A 16,565-nucleotide genomic window follows, 5' to 3' on the forward strand; every position below is an offset into this window, starting at 1 on the left:
CGCGACCGAGGAGTGCTTCGGATTGCCCCCTGACGATGTGGGATTCCCCACTCAATCCGTCTCGGCGAGCGGCCCGAATGGCCTCCCGTAAGAGTTCGGATTCCCTTCGCTGAGGAGTGACCCACCCATGATCGCCACTCGCACGTCCCGCCGTCTGGTCCCCGCCGCCGTAGCCGCGATCGCGCTCAGCGCGGGCCTGGCCGCGTGCAGCTCGAGCGGTTCGAGCACAACCGCCTCGTCCAGCTCCAGCGCCCCGATGACCTCCAGCGCGCCCATGACGTCCTCGGCGGCCTCCGCCGGCGGAGCAGCCGGCACCGACTTCGGCTCCGCGTGCTCCGCGGTGCCGAGCTCGGGCGCGGGCAGCTTCTCCGGCATGGCCCAGGCCCCGGTGGCCACCGCCGCCTCGAACAACCCGGTCCTGTCCACGTTGGTGAGCGCGGTCAAGCAGGCCGGCCTGGTCGACACGCTCAACAGCGCGCAGGGCATCACGGTCTTCGCCCCGGCGAACGCGGCGTTCCAGAAGATCCCGTCCGCCACGCTCGCCTCGGTGCTGGCGAACAAGGCCGAGCTCACCAAGATCCTGACCTACCACGTCGTGGCCGGGCAGCTGACCCCGGCCGAGCTGGCCGGCACCCACAAGACGCTCGAGGGCGGCAGCATCACCGTGGCCGGCAGCGGCGAGTCCTTCACCGTGACCGGCGGCTCGTCCTCGAACACGGCCAACGTGATCTGCGGCAACGTGCAGACCGCCAACGCGACCGTGTACATCATCGACAGCGTCCTGATGCCGGCCGGCTGACCCGCCACGCCTTCGGCCCTGAGGCAAGGGGCCACCGAAATCGCCGGACTGGCCGGCGGCGGGCGACGGCGTCCGCCGCCGGCTCAGTCGGGGATGACCGGGATGATCAGGTGGGACCGGTGGTCCGGCCCCGTATGCAGGGTGAGGGTGCCGGCGTAGACGTCGTCCGGCCGGGTCGACGGGTCGTTGTGCAGGAACGGCCCGGAGCCGGTGAAGGCGACCCGGAGGTCGGGGTGGGCCGCGGCCGCCTCGACCGCGGGTGGATGGACGTAGTCGTGCGCCTGCACGTCGAGGGCGAGTGTGTAGCCTGCGGGCAGGTTCAGGCTGGTCGGCAGGATCTCGACGTCCACCGCGTAGATCGTGCCCGGCTCCAGCGGCTCGGCGCGGTCATGGGGGTGGACGGGCAGGAACGGCCGGGACTGCTCGGGATCGAGTGCGCGGTGGGAGGCGCGCAGCCAGCCCTGGCTGATCGGCACGTGCGGATCGTTGGCCCCGAGGAAGGTGATCTCCGAGCCGTCGGGGCGGAAAGCGCGCAGAACGAGGAACAGGTCCGCGTCAGGCGTCGAGGATTCGATGTACAAGCGCGCCGCGACCGGTCCGGCCACGTCCAGGTCTTCCGGCAGGAGGTAGGCGAACCAGGCCCGGCCCTGCTTTCCCGTGTAGGACGTCGATGCGCGCCCGGTGCTCGGTGCCGGGCTCATGGAGCCGTCCGCGGCATCGAGGTAGAGCTTCGTCCACCGCGTCTCGGGAAGCGGCCAGTCGCTCGAGGCATGCTCGCCGACTCGGCCGTCCGGGTGACGGGTCCTCAGGTGCACGCGAGGCTGCTTGTCCCAGCCGGTGTCCTCGCCCTTGAGGAAGTGGCCGAGGAATCGCTTCTGCAGGTCCAGTCCGTACTGCGCGTAGAAGAGCGAGAAGTGCGTCTCGTCGTGCATCGCGAGCCACTTCTCCGCGGAGCCGGCGAGCTCGAACCCGCGCGTGTTGCCGCGCAGATGCAGGCCGAGCCCGCCCCAGTTGCCCGCGGAGAGCACCGCCGCGGTGATGCGAGACAGATCGCGCGTGCGCGCGCGGTGGTAGTCGTCGATCAGCGGATGGCTTCGGTCCACGGCCACGAGATCGACTCGGTTCGCGGCGAGTTGCTCGGCGGTGAGCGTCTCATCGCCGCAGACCAACTGCCCGGTGATCGGGTTGCGCCCGCCCCGCTCGCCGAGACCGTGCTGCGCGCCGCCTGCGATCGCGCCGTACCAGAAGCGCTCGAAGGTCGTGTAGATGCCGCCGTGGTAGATGACGTCGCGGTACCAGTCCGCCGCGCCCTCCCACGCGACCAGCGCGGCCAGGTGCGGCGGCTGGAGCGTGGCGACCTGCCAGGCGTTCATCGCGAAGTAGGAGATGCCGTTCAGGCCGACCTTCCCGTTGCTCCACGGCTGCGTACCGGCCCACTCGATGCACTCGTACATGTCACGGATCTCGCGCTCGGAAAGCGGGTCCAGGAAGCCCGGCGAACGGCCGGAGCCGCGGGAGTCGACGCGTACCAGGGCGTAGCCGTCCGGAACCCACTTGTCCGGGTCGACGAGTTCGAACACCTGGAAGGCCTCACTCGTGCCCTCGGTGATGTCCGGATGCATCGCGACCATGGTCCGATACGACTCGGCCTGGTAGACCTGAAACGGCTTTCCCTTGCCGTACGGGCCGTACGTGAGGATGACGGGGTAGTTGCCCGGTGCGGTCGGGCGGAAGACGTCGGCTCGCAGCACGTTCCCGTCGTCGACCGCGATCGGCACGTCCCACTCGACGGTCATGTCGCCGACGACGTCGATGCGGAACGGCCCGTCCGGCCTCGTGTGCTTGATCATCGTGGAGGTTCCGTTTCACTTCGCGGCGAAGTACGCCGGCCGATCGAGATCCGTCAGCAGGTCGGGTCCGGCCGGGCTCCAGCCGAGCTCCTTCCTGGTCAGCTCGCTCGAAACGTGGTTGTCCCGGGCCACGAAGGCGGCGAGCCAACCGAAGTGGCCTGCCGCCTCCTCGTTCGTCAGCGACTTCGCCGGCACGTCCAGTCGCTTGGAGATCAGCTGCGCGATCGAACGCATGGAGACCCCCTCCTCCGCGACGGCGTGGTAGCGCGAACCGGCCGAGCCGTCCTCGAGCGCCAGCCGGAACAGGCGCGCGACGTCCTGCTTGTGCGCCGCCGGCCACCGGTTCGCACCCTGACCGACGTAGGCTGCGACGCCCTTCTTCCTGGCGGCCGCGATGAGCCGGGGAATCATCGCCTTGTCGCCGTCCCCGTGCACCGTCGGCGGAATGCGCACCACCGAGGCGCGCACGCCCTGCGAGGCGAGCGCCAGGGTCGCCACCTCAGAGCCGATCCGCGCCGCGCCCGGCGATGTGGGATCCGGCGCCTCCAGCTCGGTCACCGGATGCCCGGTGGCGAGTGTCATCGTCGGGAACGCCACGACGAGCGGACCGCCCGAGGACTTGAGCACGGACCCGAATACGTCGATCGCCCTCCGATCCGCGCCCGCGCCCGCCGCGGCGAACCGCGTCGTGATGCCGCGCGGACTGCCTCCCAGCAGGACCCCGAGCCGGGTGCCGAGCGACATGTGCCCCATCCCGTGGAGATACGCCAGGTGGATCACGCCATCCGCCTGCGCAGCTCCGCGCTGCAGGCTGCCCGGATTCGCCAGGTCACCCCGAAGCACCTCGGCTCCGGTCGCGGCGAGCCGCGCGGCGCCGTCCTCCGTGCGGGCCATGCCGAGCACATCGTGCCCGTGCTCCTGCAACTCCCCCACCAGGGCCGTACCGATGTATCCGCTCGCGCCAGTCACGAAGACACGCATGGGGAACTCCTCCTCGATTGCCCGGTAGGCGGCGCCTCCCGGGCGACGAAGCCGTCGGCGGCTGCCGAGCAGCCGTGACGACACCTGATGTCATCACGATACCCGTGATGACACTGAATGTCATCCAGCTCGTGAGCTGGCGCTTCGCCTCTCTTCACAGTTCAAGAACCCTTTGGCGGCGGCTCGCGCTCGGCGGAGCCTGGCCGATGACGACCGCCATGACATACAATGTCTATGCCGCGACTCCGCGAACAGGCGCACGTGGCGACGATGGGCACCGGCGAACGTGAGGATTCACCGATGGGACGATGGGAGCCGGACACCCGCGGCCGCCTCGAGCGGGCGGCCATCGAGCTTTACCTTGAGCAGGGCTTCGACCAGACCACCGTGGCCCAGATCACCCATCGCGCCGGGTTGACCACGCGCACGTTCTTCCGCCACTTCGCCGACAAGCGCGACGTGCTCTTCGCGGGTCGGCGGGAGCTCAGCGAGCGCGTCGCCAAGACCATCGCCGCCGCGCCTCCCGCCTGGTCCGCGGCCAGGGCGGGCGCCTCGGGCCTCAACATAGCCGCCGCCGCCCTGCAGCTGCGCCGCGAGGAGGCCAAGGATCGGCGAGCCCTGATCCGGTCCACTCCGGAGCTGCGGGAACGCGAACTGCTCGGGTACGCCGAGATGGCCGAGACGGTCGCCGAGGCGCTGACCGACCGCGGTCTCGAGCAGCGCGCGGCGCGGGTGACCGCGACGGCGCTCCTCGCCGCGTTCCAGGTGGCGTTCGAGTACTGGGGAGACCACCCGGACCGCGAACTGCCCCAACTGGTGAACGAGACGCTCGACGAGCTCAAGAGCATCGCCGGCTCCGACTTCTGAGCGGTCAGCGCCGTGCGGTCCGAACCGAGCGCTCCAAACAGCACGCGATGACATTCAGCGTCATCGTCATGACAGGCTTATGACATCAGACCTCATCGGGCCGCCGCGATTGCCGCGGCGTCGGCCCGTGATCCCGCCCCTCAACCGGCGGTCGTGGCGAGTCCGGTGAGCAGCAGGTCCACCATGCGGCGGGACCGGTAGTCGGGAAAGGTATCGACGCCGATGCACAGGTTGCCGACGGCGAGCATGAGGTCATAGGCCCTCACATCGGCGCATATCGCACCGGCGGCGGCGGACGCTTTCAACAACCGGTCGAGCACGGGCAGCAGACGTTCGACGAACTCGTTGTGCAGGCTCTCGAATCCGGCCTGGTCCGAGTGCATCGCCTCGGCGAGACCGTGCTTGGTGACCAGGAAATCGGCGAAGTGGTGAACCCACCGGCGCAGCGCCTCGTACGGTTTGTCGTCGGCCGGCGCCTCCATGGGGGCCGCGGCGGCGAGGGCGTCGACCTGGTGCCTGAAGACCGCCACCACCAAGTCCGCCCGAGTGGGGAAGTGGCGGTAGATGGTGGCGACCCCGAGGCCCGCTTCGGCGGCGATCTCCCGCACGGGTGCATCGACTCCCGAACGCACGAACACGGCTGCCGCGGCGTCGAGCAGCGTCTGCTCGTTTCGGCGCACGTCGGACCGCTTGTGGCCCGCCGGTTCCGCCGGCGTGCCGGCCGTGGCCATCACAAGCACCTCTCCCCTGCAGACCGGAGGACGCTCCGTCCCGTGACTCGGAACAGCACTCCGTATTGCAATGATGCCAGACATCCCGCGATGCCAGACATCCCGCGGCACGCCGCCTGCCGGTCACCCGGGCGGGGTCCCGGTCACTTCGAGTCGATCCTGCCGAGCGGGTCCGTGGCCGCTGCGAGTGCGTCCCGTGCCGTGGGCCATGCCTGGGCGTCCAGACCGAGCGCGGTGCGCAGGTAGGCCAAGGCCATCTGCCGCACCAGGGCGACGCGCTCGGGGCTCTCGTCGGTGGTGCGGGTGTCGAAGGAACCGTGGATGCCGCCGAGGCCGTGCTCGGCGCCGAAGAGGGTGAGCAGGTCGGTGGCGCCCGGGCTGAGGCGGTAGCCGTCGGTGAACCAGTCGGGGCCGCGGACCGTCAGCGGGGACTGGTCACGGTCGCCGCCGACGATGAGGCTCGGGGTCTTCAGGTCGGCGAAATCGGGGCTCATGAAGGGGAAGTACTGGGCGGCCAGCGGAGACAGGTCGTCACCGCCGGTGCCAGGCAGGCAGAAAAGCACCGCGGCGGTGACGCGCGGGTCGGTCATGCTCTCGCCCACACTGCCGTCGGCGCCCACGACGCGTGCACCCGCCAGCGTGCTCGCCGTCTGCGCGCCCCAGGAGTGTCCGGCGACCGCGATGCGGTCGCGGTCGACGCGCCCGGCAAGGCCGGGCACCTCGGCCTCGATCGTGTCCAGGTGGTCCAGGACGCCGATGAGATCGTCCGTCCGGATGCGCCAGATGCGCGGGGTGCGGGGGTCGTCCGGGGCGAGTCCGAGGGAGTCGAGGTGGGTGGGCTGCACCACGACGAAGCCGTGCGCGGCCCAGAACTCGGCCAGCGGCGCGTAGTCATCCATGGTCAGCGTCATGCCGTGGGAGAAGACGACGACCGGCAGGCCGCCGCCGCTCGTCGGCGCGGTGACGCGCACCTCGAGGTCCTGGCCACGGCCGGGAACGGTGAGGGAGACGGGCCGCACCGAGATGATCGGAGCGCTCGCGGGGAGTTCGGGGTCTGCGGATGCAAAAGCACTCATCGTGATGGCTTTCCTTAGCTGGGCAGGGCCGGGCGAGAGGCGAACGATCCCGGCGCGAGCAAAACGGATCGTCGTTCCGTTCACAACCATACGGAACGGCGATCCGTTTCACAAGGGGCCACGGCCACTCAGTCACGTCGGCGCGGCTCAGGCGGCGGCTCAAACGGCGCGGCTCAGTCGGCGGCGCGGTTAAGTCGGCGGCTTAGTCGGCGCGGCTCAACCGGCGGCTCGGCCCGCGCTCAGTCGGCGCGGCTCAGTCGGTGGCTCAATCGGCGCGGCTCAGGCGGCGGCTCAATTGGCGTAGCTCAGTCGGCGCGGCTCAGTCGGCGGCGCGTGGGAGGTCGATCCGGACGAGAGCGCCGCCGCCGGGTGCCTCGTGGATGGCGATGGACCCGCGGTGCGCGGCGGCGATCTCCTGTGCGATCGCCAGGCCGAGACCGGTGGTGCCGCTTCCGCGCTCGCGGCTCGCGTCCAGTCGGACGAAGCGGCCGAAGACGCGTTCGCGCTCCTCGGCCGGGATGCCGGGGCCGTCGTCGGCGATCTCGATCCGGACGGTGCCGGGCACGGAGGTGTCGATGCTGAGCTTTACGCGCTCGCGAGCGTGGCGGACCGCGTTGTCGAGGATGTTGCGCACCATCCGCTCCAGCTGCTCCGGATCGCCGAGCACGTAGACATCCGACCCCGCCGTGGTCGCCCCGTCAGGCGCCTCGGACGCCGCATCGGACGCCTCGGTCGCCGCATCGGACGCCTCGGACGCGGCATCGGACGCCTGGGGCGCGGCTTCGCGGAACTCGATGCGAATGCCGGAGGCGGGGGTCGAGACTCGCAGTTCCCGGAGCAGCGGCTCGATCGCGACGCGGCTGGGTGTCTGCACCAGAAGCCGATCGTCGCTGCGGGCCAGCAGCAGCAACTGCTGCACCAGGCTTTCGAGCCGCTCGGACTGGCGCGCGGCACGCTGCGCGATCTGGACCCACGGAGCGCGGTCCGGATGGGCGAGGCCGACTTCGAGGGCGGTGCGGATCGCCGCCAGCGGGGTGCGCAGCTCGTGCGACGCGTCCGCGACGAAGCGGCGCTGCCGTGTCGCCGAGTCCTCCAGGCGGGCGAGCATGCCGTTCATCGTGCGGGCGAGCTCGCCGATCTCGTCGCGGGCGGCGGGCTCCGGCACGCGCTGCGAGAGATCGGCCGCGCCGATCTCGGTGACCGTGCGGCGGATCCTCTCCACCGGGCGCAGCGCGCGGCCCACCACGAGCCAGACGGTGGCGCAGGCGAGCAGCAGGATCACCGGGACCCCCACCAGCAGCAGCCGGCCGAACGTCTCGTTGATCTGGTTGAGCGCGTCCGAGGTCGTCAGCGTGATGATGGTCACCGGGTGCCCGTCGACGACGGCGCGGGTTCCGGCCACGCGCACCTCGCCGTCGAGATTCGCGCCGGTGCCGGCCTGCCTGACCGGCGCTGCGGCGCCGGCCGGCTGCGCGTAGAGCGCGGGAAGGCCCGACAGGGCGCGGGTCGCGGCCAGAACGTGCACGCCGTCTCCTTCGAGCACCTGGGCCTGGGCCCTGGCGTCCAGCGGCGAAGCCGGGAGCGGGCTCGGCCACGCTCCCGACTGGCCGGACTGCTCGATCTGCGCGGCATAGGTGCGCAGCTCGTCGTCGGCGGTCCGGTGCGCCGAACCGACCTGGACCAGGTACATGATCACGAGGCCGAGTGCGACGGCGGCCGTGAGCGCCACGCCCGCCACCGCGGTCACCCGGGTGCGTACGGTCACTGCTCCTCCTCGCGGATCACGTATCCCTGGCCGCGCACCGTCTCGATCACCGGAGGCCCTCCGCCGGCCTCGACCTTTCGCCGCAGCCGGTGGACTTGGACCTCGACGGCGGACGGGTTGCCCTCGAAGCCGACGTCCCAGCAGTGCTCGAGCAGCTCCAGCTTGGACACGACGCGTCCCTTGTGCCGCAGCAGGTGCTCGAGCACGGCGATCTCCCGCAGGCTGAGCTCGAGTTCCCGTCCGTCCCGGGTGACGGTCCGGCCTGCGGTGTCCAGCGCCAGGCCGGCGGCTTCCAGCACCGTCGGCCTGGCGCCGAGCCCGCGCCGGGTCAGGGCCCGCAGGTGGGCGAGGAGCACGGGGTAGGCGAAGGGCTTGGCCAGGTAGTCGTCGGCGCCGGAATCGAGCCCCTCGGCGTGGTCGAGGTCCTCGTCCATGGCGGTGAGCATCAGGATGGGGACCCATCGGCCCTGCTCGCGCAGCCGCCGGCAGACCTGGTAGCCGTCCATTCCGGGCAGCATCACGTCCAGGATGATCACGTCGGGAGAGGTCTCCTGCGCCTTCCACAGACCCTCGACGCCGTCGGCCGCCACGTCCACGACGTAGCCCTCGGCCTCCAGGCCCCAGGCCAGCGACTCCGCCATGTCCTGCTCGTCCTCGACCACCAGCACCCGCATCTACCCAGCATCCCCGATCGGCAGCGGCTCGCGCTCGGGGTCCGCGGCGGCGGACGGCGTGTCGGGACCGATCCGCAGCAGCCGGGCCGCCCATCCGGGCATCCACCAGTTGAGCCGGCCGAAGAGCGAGACCAAGGCCGGCAGCAGCAGCATCCGCACGACGACGGCGTCGAGCAGGACCCCGGCGGCCAGTCCGGCCGCGATCTGCCGCACCGTGACGTCGTTGGCCGTCGAGAGCGATGCGAGCGCGAGGAACAGGATCAGCGCGGCGCTGGTGACCAGCCGCCCGGTGCGCGAGACGCCCTCGATGATCCCCGCCGTCGTCGAGCGCGTGCGCTCATAGCCCTCGCGGACCCGGGAGAGGATGAAGACCTCGTAGTCCATCGACACCCCGAACAGGAACCCGAAGATCAGCACCGGCGCAAGCGTGTCGATCGCGCCGTAGCTGCGCGCACCCCACAGCGTCTGCATCCCGAAGCCGTGCTGGAAGACGAGCACGAGCAGGCCGTAGGAGGCCGCGACCGAGAGGACGTTGAGCAGCACGGCCTTAGCCGGCAGCAGGATCGACTTCAGGCCGCGCGCCAGCAGCAGGAACGTCACGACCGCGACGACCGCGAACAGGATCGGGAACGCCCCGTACGTGGAATTGGTCAGATCGATGTTGACCGCGCCCTCGCCTCCGACGAGCACGCCGGAGGGTACCGCGTGCCGAATGTCCGCCAAGGAGCTGCCGCCCTGGGAGGTGCCGACCTCGAATCGCGGGATCGCGAAGACCATCGCCGATCCCTGATGCTGCCACGCCGATCCGGTCGGGGCGACGGCGCCGTGCAGGCTCGCCAGCGAGGAGAGCGAGGATGCGACCGCACCCGCGTCCGCGGCATGCGGGACATAGACGGGCACGGTGGTCAACGTGCCCGCGGGGAACCCGTCGGCCTCGAGCGTGTGCAGCCCGTCGGTGTAGCTGCCGCTTGTGGCCAGGTTGGCTGTGGCCGGCAGCCCGATGTCGATGGTGGCGGCGACGCCGGCCAGCACGCCGAGGATGCCCAGGCCCAGCACCGCCGCGAGGATCCGGCGGCGGATGACCAGCTTGGCCCAGCCGGTCCAGAAGCGGCTCGCGGCCCCGGCCGAGCGGCGGCGCGGCCAGTCGACGCGCGGGCCGATCTTGGACAGCAGCGCCGGCAGCAGGGTGAGCGCGACCAGCGTCGCCGTCGACGGGATGAACAGGCCCGAGACGCCGATGCCGCGCACCAGGGAGTTCGGCACCACGATCAGCGCGAACAGGCCGAGTGAGGCGACGAGCCCGCTGAACCACACCGAATGCCCGGCGCGCTTGACGGCGAGGCGGACCGCGTCCGCGTTCTCGTGTCCCGCTGCGCGTTCCTCGCGCCAGCGGGTGACCACCAGCAGCGAGTAGTCGATGGACAGGCCGAGGCCGAGCAACGCCACGATGTACTGGACCGCCGGGTTGAGCGGCGAGGAGGACGGCATCGCGTAGGTCAAGCCATAGATGAGCAGCTGCATCGTGAGCACTGAGATGAGCGCCATGATGATCGGCAACGCCGCCAGCAGCGAGCCGAACACCCAGGCGAGCACGATCAGCGCGCCGAGGGCACCGAAGATCAGCTCGCCCGTCACCGTCGAGTTGCCGCTGGCGGTGTTCCCGGCCTCCAGCGCGCGGAGACTGGTGCCGGACACGCTCAACGAGGGCGCGGCGGCCTTGGCCGCGTGCGTGAGCGCGTCGATCTGATCCGTCGTCATGTCGTCGCCGTCGTGCGGTGGATAGGCGAGCACGACGGTGCTGGTGCTTCCCCGCCCCACCAGCGCCTGCGCGCCGGTCGAGGCGTAGGACACGAGCCGCACTTGCGGATCGGCCTTCTCGATCGCCGCGTCCACCGCGCGCAGCTGGGTCGCGGCGGCCGGGCTGGACACGGTCTCGCCGGACGGCAGACCGAGTGCGAGGACCCCGGGATCCGAGGTCGCGCCGCCGTAGCCGGCGGCGATCTGGACGTCGGCGGTATAGGCCGCGCTGCTGAGATGAGTCCCGCTGACCAGCCGACTCGACACAGTCGGCGCTACGACGATGCCGACCACGGTGATCACCAGCCAGGCGGCCAGCACCATCAGCCGGTGCCTGATCACCCAGGCACTGAGTTTTTCCACCTTCTCCTCCTCAAGACGGTTCGGTTCGATCAGGAGGCTACGGATCGATGCCTTACACGACGCTTACGTCGCGTCGGTGCCCGCGTTGCCGGTCTGGGGGCGTCCATTGACGCTCGACTGGACGCCAAAGCGTGTGCCGGGCGGGCCGATGGGAAAGATCCATCGGCCCGCCCGGCACACGCCGGAGCAGCTGTCGCGGCGGCTACAGGCGAGACCCCGCCTCAACGGGCACCTCGATCGGTGCCGCCGGTCCTTCGATCCGAAGGAGCCTCGCCAGCGGCTGCGGCATCCACCAGTTCCAGCGGCCCATGGCCGCGACGAATGCGGGGACTATCAGTGTCCGTACGATCAGGGCGTCGATGAGGATGCCGGCGCCGATGCCGGTCGCGATGATCTCGACGGTGATGTCGGGGGCGGAGCTGAGCGAGGCGAAGGAGATCGCGAGGATCACGGCGGCGCAGGTGACGAGCCTTCCGGTACGCGCGAGCGAGCCGATCACCGCCTCGTCGGTCGAGCCGGTGCGGTCGTACTCCTCGCGCATGCGGGCCAGGATGAAGACCTCGTAGTCCATGGAGATCCCGAAAAGGAATGCGAAGGCGATGATGGGAATCCAGTTCTGGATGGAGCCGGTAGCCGGCACGCCGTAGATCTGGTTCGAGCCGTGGCCGTTCTGCCAGAACAGCACCAGGAATCCGAAGGACGCGCCGAGCGAGACCACGTTGACGATCACCGCCTTCGCCGCGAGCACGACGGAGCGGAAGCTGCGCACCAGCAGGAGGAAGGTGAGGATCGACAGGATGGCGAGCAGGAGCGGGAAGTTGCCGTAGACCGCGTGGTTGAAGTCGACGTTCTGCGCGGTGTTCCCGCCGACCTCGACGCCCGGCACGCCGGACAGGGCCGAGCGCAGGCGGGCGACGGTCGCGGTCCCGGCCGACGTGTTGCCCTCGTCGGTGGGCACGACGCTGATCAGGGCGGCGCCGCCCTGGCGGAACGAACTCGTGGCCGGCGCGAGCACGGTGTAAACGCCTTGGGTCCGACTGGCGATGGCGGCGACCTGGTCGGCGGCCGCCTGTCCCCCGTGGGTGGTGAGCACCTGGATGGGGAAGACGACCGCGCTCGGCACGCCGGTGGCCTCCAGGCCGTGCAGGGTCCGCGCGGGCACGCCGGTGCCGCCGAGGGAGTCGGCGCGCGCCGGACCGGTGTTGATCGACAGCGCGGGGGCCGCGAGAAGGAGCACGGCGGCGATGCCGACGGCGCCGGCGATCCACTTGCGCCGCACGATCACGCGGGTCCAGGCCGCCCAGGCGCGGCTGTAGGTGGTCGAGCCGCTGCGCACGAACCGGCGTCTGTCCAGGGTCGGGCCGAGGGCGGAGAGAATGATCGGCAGCAGCGTGACGGCCGCGGTGATGGCGGAGAGCGGGATGAGCATGCCGCCGATGCCGATGCCCCGCAGGAACTGAGCCGGCATCACGACGAGGCAGAGCAGGCCGATCGCGACGGTCAGCCCGCTGAGCATCACGGCTCGTCCGGCGGTGGGCGCGGCGGCGATGATCGCCTCCTGGTTCGAGCGCCCGGCTTCGCGTTCCTCGCGCCAGCGGGTGACGAGCAGCAGCGAATAGTCCACGGCGATGCCCAGTCCCATGACCGCGACCAGGTACTGCACCAGGAAGTTGACGCTCATGAGCTGGGTCTGCGCGAACACGAGCAGCAGGCTGACGAGGATCGAGGGGATCGCGATCAGCAGCGGGACGAGCGCGATCGCGGAGCCGAAGACGAACAGCAGGACGACGAGGGCGCCGATGCCGCCGATGAGCGTCTCGACCAGGATTCCCGGGCCCCCGCCGGCGCTCGCGCCGCCGACGGTCTGGAGTTGCTCGAATCCGGTGACCGAGACGGACACTCCGTGCGGGGCGGCGGATTCGAGCGCGCCGGGAATCGCCTCCATGACGCCGGAGCCCGCCGCGACGTCGGGGTTGGGCATGTCGAACAGGGCCCAGGTGGTGCGGCCGTCGGCGGAGACGAGCTTCGGGTCGCCCGTGTTCGCGTAGTCCGCGACAGCCAGATGACCGGCGCGGTTCGCGGCGGCGAACGTGCGTGCGGCGATGGCCTGTCCGGTCGCCGTGCGCATGTTCTCGTTCGCCGGGAGTGTCAGGACCGCGATCGTCGGCTGCTCGTTGCCGTCGATACCGAAGGTCTGCATGATGTGCGCGTTCGCGTCGTAGCCGGCGGTCCCGGGAGTGGCGAGGCTGTGCGAGAGCCGGTTGACGGTGGTGGTCGCCAGTGCGGCCCCGAGGGCCGCCATCAGCAGCCAGGCGAGAACGACCGCGCGCCGATGGTCGAGGCAGTACCGCGTGATCGAGGTCACGTGTCGGCCTTTCAGGGATCGAAGATATTCGGTGATGAGCGGTCAGTGGTGTTTCGGGAACAGCGCGAGGTAGCTTCCGGCATGGCCGGAGAGGGCGATCGCCAGGAGCGCGCCGAGAACGAGCGCGCCCAGAACGAGCGCGCGCCGTGCCGCCGCGCCGGGCACGCGGACACCTGCGCGGCCGAGCAGGTCGGCCGCGGCCTGGCCCACGGCGTCGAGGAAGTGCGGCACGACGTGTGCCACGACGGCCACGAGCCACAGGTAGAAGGTCACCTTGTGCACGTCCAGGGCCAGCGTGTGCAGCGAGTGCGGTCCGTTGTAGGTCAGAATGCCGCTGCCGACGAGGGCTACGGTCAACACGACGATCACGGGACCGAGGACGCGCAGGTACGTGGGCGGGGCGCCGCGTCGCCGGTAGTCCGGATCTCCGCGGTAGTACTTGGCCATGCGCCAGCCGGTGCTGCCTAGCTTGACGAGCACGGGCGGGGCGAGCAGGTAGCCGATGACGACGTGCGCCGTCAGCACGTTGCGCACACCGAGGATCTCGGTGACGATCTCGGCGGCGAACAGCACAAGCAGCAGTACGCCGGTGAGCGCGGTCAGGCGCGCGTTGCCCTCGGTCGGATCGGCACTGTGCTCCGGCCGGGCCAGTTGTCCGGGACCGCTGTGCGTAGGGGTGGTCATCGTGTATCCGCCAATTCAGCGACGGGAACAGGGGCGGGCGCTTGCTCGTCGGGGTACGCCGCGTCGGCACGCGCCTCGAGGCTGCGCATCGATCGTTTGACCAGGAGGCCGACCACGACGGAGAGCGCGATCGAGACGCCCACGCCGATGAATGTCAGCGCACTACCGAGCCCGCTCGCCGCGCCGCCGAGGCCGTAGGCACCGAACGCGATCGCGGGGGCCCACACCAACGCGCCGGCGGCGTTCGCCACGACGAATCCGGGCCGCCTCATCGCGACCATCCCGGCGATGAACGCGGCATACGTGCGTAGGCCGGATATGAACCTCGAGTAGAAGACGACCGTGCCGCCGTGGCGGTCGAAGAGGTATCGGCCGACCTTGAGCCTGCGCGGTGTCAGTCCGACGTGGCGTCCGTAGCGTCGCGCCAACCGCGCTCCGCCGCGTCGGCCGATCCAGTAGCCGATGTTGTCACCGATGACAGCGGCCCCGGCGGCCACGGCCGCGATCACCGCGATGTTCAGCCGGTGCGTGGAGCCCGCGTAGAGCGCCGCCGCGATCAGGGTGGTCTCCCCCGGCATCGGGACGCCCAGGCTCTCGACCGCGATGAAGACGAATACCGCGAGATAGCCGTACGACTGGAGCAAGTGGTTGATCAGTGCCAAGCTCATACGGGCAGGCTAGGAAATAGTTCCTTTCAGAACGCTTACCGCGCTCTTCCGAACAGAGCAGCGCGGCTCCGGCGCGGCGGTTACGCGGTTTACGCAGCGGGTTGAGCCGCGAGGGCGCGCAGGAGCCCGTCGACGGCGAGGTGGGACATGCGCTCGCGGGTGCGGGCGGTGGCGCTGCCCGCGTGCGCTGTGAGGACGACGCGCTCGGTCCGCTCGAGCAGGACAGGGTGGACGCGGGGCTCATGCTCGAACACGTCGAGGGCGGCGCCCGCGATCCTGCCGGCGACCAGCGCCTCTGCGAGCGCCGCCTCGTCGATGAGCGGACCGCGCGAAGTGTTGATCAAGTAGGCGTGCGGCTGCATCATCGCGAGCGCCCTGGCGTCGATGATGTGGTGGGTGTCCTCGGTGAGCGGCGCGTGCAGGCTCACGAAATCCGAGGACTTGAGAAGCTCGGACAGCGGCGCGTGGCGGGCCTCGAGCTGCGCGGGCAGATCGGTGCGCGGTCGCCGCGAGTGATAGAGCACGGACATCCCGAAGGCGGCGGCGCGGCGGCCGACGGCCTGGCCTATGCGTCCCATGCCGACGATTCCGAGCGTCGCCCCCGCGATGTCCGCGCCCATGAGTTCGTCCAGCAGCTTCCAGCCGTGGAAGCCGCCTGAGCGGATGAGCGCGTCGGACTCGGTGATGCGGCGGGCAACGGCCATGAGCAACGCGAAGGTGAGGTCGGCGGTCGCCTCGGTCAGCACGTCCGGGGTGTTGACGACGTGCACGCCGTGGACGCGTGCGGCCTCCAGATCGATGTGGTCCATGCCCGCGGAGACGGTCGCCACGACGCGAAGGCCGGGCTGGGACAGCACGTGCTCGTCCACCCGGTCGGTCAGCTGGCAGACCAAGGCCTGCGCTTCACCGAGCCGCTGGACGATCTCGTCCGAGGTCAGCGGCACCGGGCTGGCCAGGTCCGTCACCTCGAGTCCCGCGGACACCATTTTCGCCGAAGCGCTGCGATGGATGGGCTGGGTGACGAGCACCGCCGGACGGCGCGAGACGGGGGTCATGCGGTGATACGTCCTTCCTCGTGGCCGGTGGCCGCCTCGTCGGCTCCGGCGAGCAGCAGGTCGACGCCGGCGACGGCGTGGCGCCGGAACGTCCGTTCGACGGCGTCGGGGTCGCGGCTGCGCAGCGCCTCGAGGATGTCGCGGTGGCCCTGGATGCGGCGCGCCGCGACGTCGGGGTGCAGGCGCATCGACTCGATCGAGCGGGCACGGCGCTCCTGACCCATGAAACCCACGCTCTGGATCAGTCCGCGCAGTGTGGCGTTGCCCGCGGCCCGTTCGATCTCCTGGTCGAACTCGCGGGCGAGGCGCAGGTACTCGGCGACTGTGCGCACCCGGGCCGAGCCGAGCGCGTCGACGATCGAGGCCATCCGATCCAGCGCCGCCTCGTCGAGCTTGAGGGTGGCGAAGCGCGCTTCGAGGGCGCGCAGTGCGGCGCCGGTGAGAAGCAGTTCGTGAAGGGACTCCGGCGAATGCTCGACGACGCGGAGCTCACGCGCGGAGACCCGTTCGATCAGGCCGTCCTGCTCGAGTCTGCGCAGCGCTTCGCGGACCGGGGTGGGGCTGACGTTCAGGCGGGCGGCCAGTCCGCGCTCGGTCACCCGCTCGCCGGATGCGAACGTGCCGGTCGCGATGCCTTCGCGGATGGCCTGGTAGGCCTGGTCCGCGAGCGACCGGCTGCGCTGGAGCAGCGGTAGTTCCGGCGCGTCACTCATCGGGGTCCTTCCGTCAAACGTCCCTGGTCGGCGGCCACGCTACCACTTGCTATGGCGAGTCGCACGGCAGTGCCATGCGCTCCGAGCTGCGGACGTGGCGGCGGGCTCGAGTGGGTTGACAAGTCATGCGGTAGCACATAGCGTGCGCTGTCATATGCTATAGCAACGATGCTATAG

14 protein-coding genes are annotated in these 16,565 nt (G+C 70.5%); 2 read left to right on the plus strand and 12 right to left on the minus strand.

Annotated elements, in window-relative coordinates:
* Window positions 1-127 precede the first annotated feature (127 nt).
* On the plus strand, window positions 128-799 hold the full coding sequence (locus tag KDK95_RS02105) for a fasciclin domain-containing protein (RefSeq protein ID WP_212516244.1): 672 nt from the start codon (window positions 128-130) through the stop codon (window positions 797-799).
* Between the two features lie 83 nt (window positions 800-882).
* On the opposite strand, the gene KDK95_RS02110 is transcribed toward KDK95_RS02105, so the two are convergent.
* Together KDK95_RS02110 and KDK95_RS02115 are read right to left on the minus strand one after the other, a co-directional pair.
* A complete protein-coding gene (locus KDK95_RS02110) occupies window positions 883-2,649 on the minus strand; it encodes a CocE/NonD family hydrolase (RefSeq protein WP_212516245.1) in 1,767 nt (588 codons plus the stop codon).
* Window positions 2,650-2,664: 15 nt separating this feature from the next.
* Window positions 2,665-3,630 (minus strand): SDR family oxidoreductase, encoded by a 966-nt coding sequence (locus KDK95_RS02115; RefSeq protein ID WP_212516246.1) that lies wholly within the window; start codon window positions 3,628-3,630, stop codon window positions 2,665-2,667.
* A 300-nt stretch (window positions 3,631-3,930) separates the two neighbouring features.
* On the opposite strand from KDK95_RS02115, the gene KDK95_RS02120 reads away from it, so the two are divergent.
* Window positions 3,931-4,497, plus strand: coding sequence for a TetR family transcriptional regulator (locus KDK95_RS02120; RefSeq protein ID WP_212516247.1), 567 nt, complete (start codon window positions 3,931-3,933; stop codon window positions 4,495-4,497).
* A 140-nt stretch (window positions 4,498-4,637) separates the two neighbouring features.
* Here KDK95_RS02120 and KDK95_RS02125 read toward each other — a convergent pair whose 3' ends face one another.
* The 10 genes from KDK95_RS02125 to KDK95_RS02170 all read right to left on the minus strand — a co-directional run bounded on the left by KDK95_RS02125 (window position 4,638) and on the right by KDK95_RS02170 (window position 16,388).
* A complete protein-coding gene (locus KDK95_RS02125) occupies window positions 4,638-5,228 on the minus strand; it encodes a TetR/AcrR family transcriptional regulator (protein WP_212516248.1) in 591 nt (196 codons plus the stop codon).
* Window positions 5,229-5,371: 143 nt separating this feature from the next.
* Window positions 5,372-6,304 (minus strand): alpha/beta hydrolase family protein, encoded by a 933-nt coding sequence (locus KDK95_RS02130; protein ID WP_212516249.1) that lies wholly within the window; start codon window positions 6,302-6,304, stop codon window positions 5,372-5,374.
* Between the two features lie 319 nt (window positions 6,305-6,623).
* A complete protein-coding gene (locus tag KDK95_RS02135; protein ID WP_212516250.1) occupies window positions 6,624-8,069 on the minus strand; it encodes a sensor histidine kinase in 1,446 nt (481 codons plus the stop codon).
* Window positions 8,066-8,743 (minus strand): response regulator transcription factor, encoded by a 678-nt coding sequence (locus KDK95_RS02140; RefSeq protein ID WP_212516251.1) that lies wholly within the window; start codon window positions 8,741-8,743, stop codon window positions 8,066-8,068. Before KDK95_RS02140 ends, KDK95_RS02135 begins: the two co-directional genes overlap by 4 nt.
* Window positions 8,744-10,903 (minus strand): MMPL family transporter, encoded by a 2,160-nt coding sequence (locus KDK95_RS02145; protein ID WP_212516252.1) that lies wholly within the window; start codon window positions 10,901-10,903, stop codon window positions 8,744-8,746.
* A gap of 202 nt (window positions 10,904-11,105) precedes the next feature.
* Complete coding sequence (locus tag KDK95_RS02150; protein WP_212516253.1) at window positions 11,106-13,268, minus strand: MMPL family transporter; 2,163 nt, start codon at window positions 13,266-13,268, stop codon at window positions 11,106-11,108.
* Between the two features lie 42 nt (window positions 13,269-13,310).
* Window positions 13,311-13,952, minus strand: a complete 642-nt coding sequence (locus tag KDK95_RS02155; RefSeq protein WP_212516254.1) for a hypothetical protein — start codon at window positions 13,950-13,952, stop codon at window positions 13,311-13,313.
* A complete protein-coding gene (locus KDK95_RS02160; RefSeq protein ID WP_212516255.1) occupies window positions 13,949-14,620 on the minus strand; it encodes a DedA family protein in 672 nt (223 codons plus the stop codon). The genes KDK95_RS02155 and KDK95_RS02160 overlap by 4 nt, the downstream gene beginning before the upstream one ends.
* 89 nt (window positions 14,621-14,709) lie before the next feature.
* The gene (locus KDK95_RS02165; RefSeq protein ID WP_212516256.1) at window positions 14,710-15,675 is read right to left on the minus strand and encodes a 2-hydroxyacid dehydrogenase; all 966 of its coding nucleotides are present in this window, start codon (window positions 15,673-15,675) and stop codon (window positions 14,710-14,712) included.
* Complete coding sequence (locus tag KDK95_RS02170) at window positions 15,672-16,388, minus strand: GntR family transcriptional regulator (RefSeq protein WP_212516257.1); 717 nt, start codon at window positions 16,386-16,388, stop codon at window positions 15,672-15,674. The genes KDK95_RS02165 and KDK95_RS02170 overlap by 4 nt, the downstream gene beginning before the upstream one ends.
* Window positions 16,389-16,565: the final 177 nt, after the last annotated feature.

The sequence above is a fragment of the Actinospica acidithermotolerans genome (genome assembly GCF_018139625.1).
Lineage (GTDB): Bacteria > Actinomycetota > Actinomycetes > Streptomycetales > Catenulisporaceae > Actinospica > Actinospica acidithermotolerans.

Bases quoted from the DNA above. Each gene is read 5' to 3' on its own strand.
- KDK95_RS02105 (WP_212516244.1), top strand. From the start codon at position 128: ATGATCGCCACTCGCACGTCCCGCCGTCTGGTCCCCGCCGCCGTAGCC.
- KDK95_RS02110 (WP_212516245.1), bottom strand. From the start codon at position 2,649: ATGATCAAGCACACGAGGCCGGACGGGCCGTTCCGCATCGACGTCGTC.
- KDK95_RS02115 (WP_212516246.1), bottom strand. From the start codon at position 3,630: ATGCGTGTCTTCGTGACTGGCGCGAGCGGATACATCGGTACGGCCCTG.
- KDK95_RS02120 (WP_212516247.1), top strand. From the start codon at position 3,931: ATGGGACGATGGGAGCCGGACACCCGCGGCCGCCTCGAGCGGGCGGCC.
- KDK95_RS02125 (WP_212516248.1), bottom strand. From the start codon at position 5,228: ATGGCCACGGCCGGCACGCCGGCGGAACCGGCGGGCCACAAGCGGTCC.
- KDK95_RS02130 (WP_212516249.1), bottom strand. From the start codon at position 6,304: ATGAGTGCTTTTGCATCCGCAGACCCCGAACTCCCCGCGAGCGCTCCG.
- KDK95_RS02140 (WP_212516251.1), bottom strand. From the start codon at position 8,743: ATGCGGGTGCTGGTGGTCGAGGACGAGCAGGACATGGCGGAGTCGCTG.
- KDK95_RS02155 (WP_212516254.1), bottom strand. From the start codon at position 13,952: ATGACCACCCCTACGCACAGCGGTCCCGGACAACTGGCCCGGCCGGAG.
- KDK95_RS02160 (WP_212516255.1), bottom strand. From the start codon at position 14,620: ATGAGCTTGGCACTGATCAACCACTTGCTCCAGTCGTACGGCTATCTC.
- KDK95_RS02165 (WP_212516256.1), bottom strand. From the start codon at position 15,675: ATGACCCCCGTCTCGCGCCGTCCGGCGGTGCTCGTCACCCAGCCCATC.
- KDK95_RS02170 (WP_212516257.1), bottom strand. From the start codon at position 16,388: ATGAGTGACGCGCCGGAACTACCGCTGCTCCAGCGCAGCCGGTCGCTC.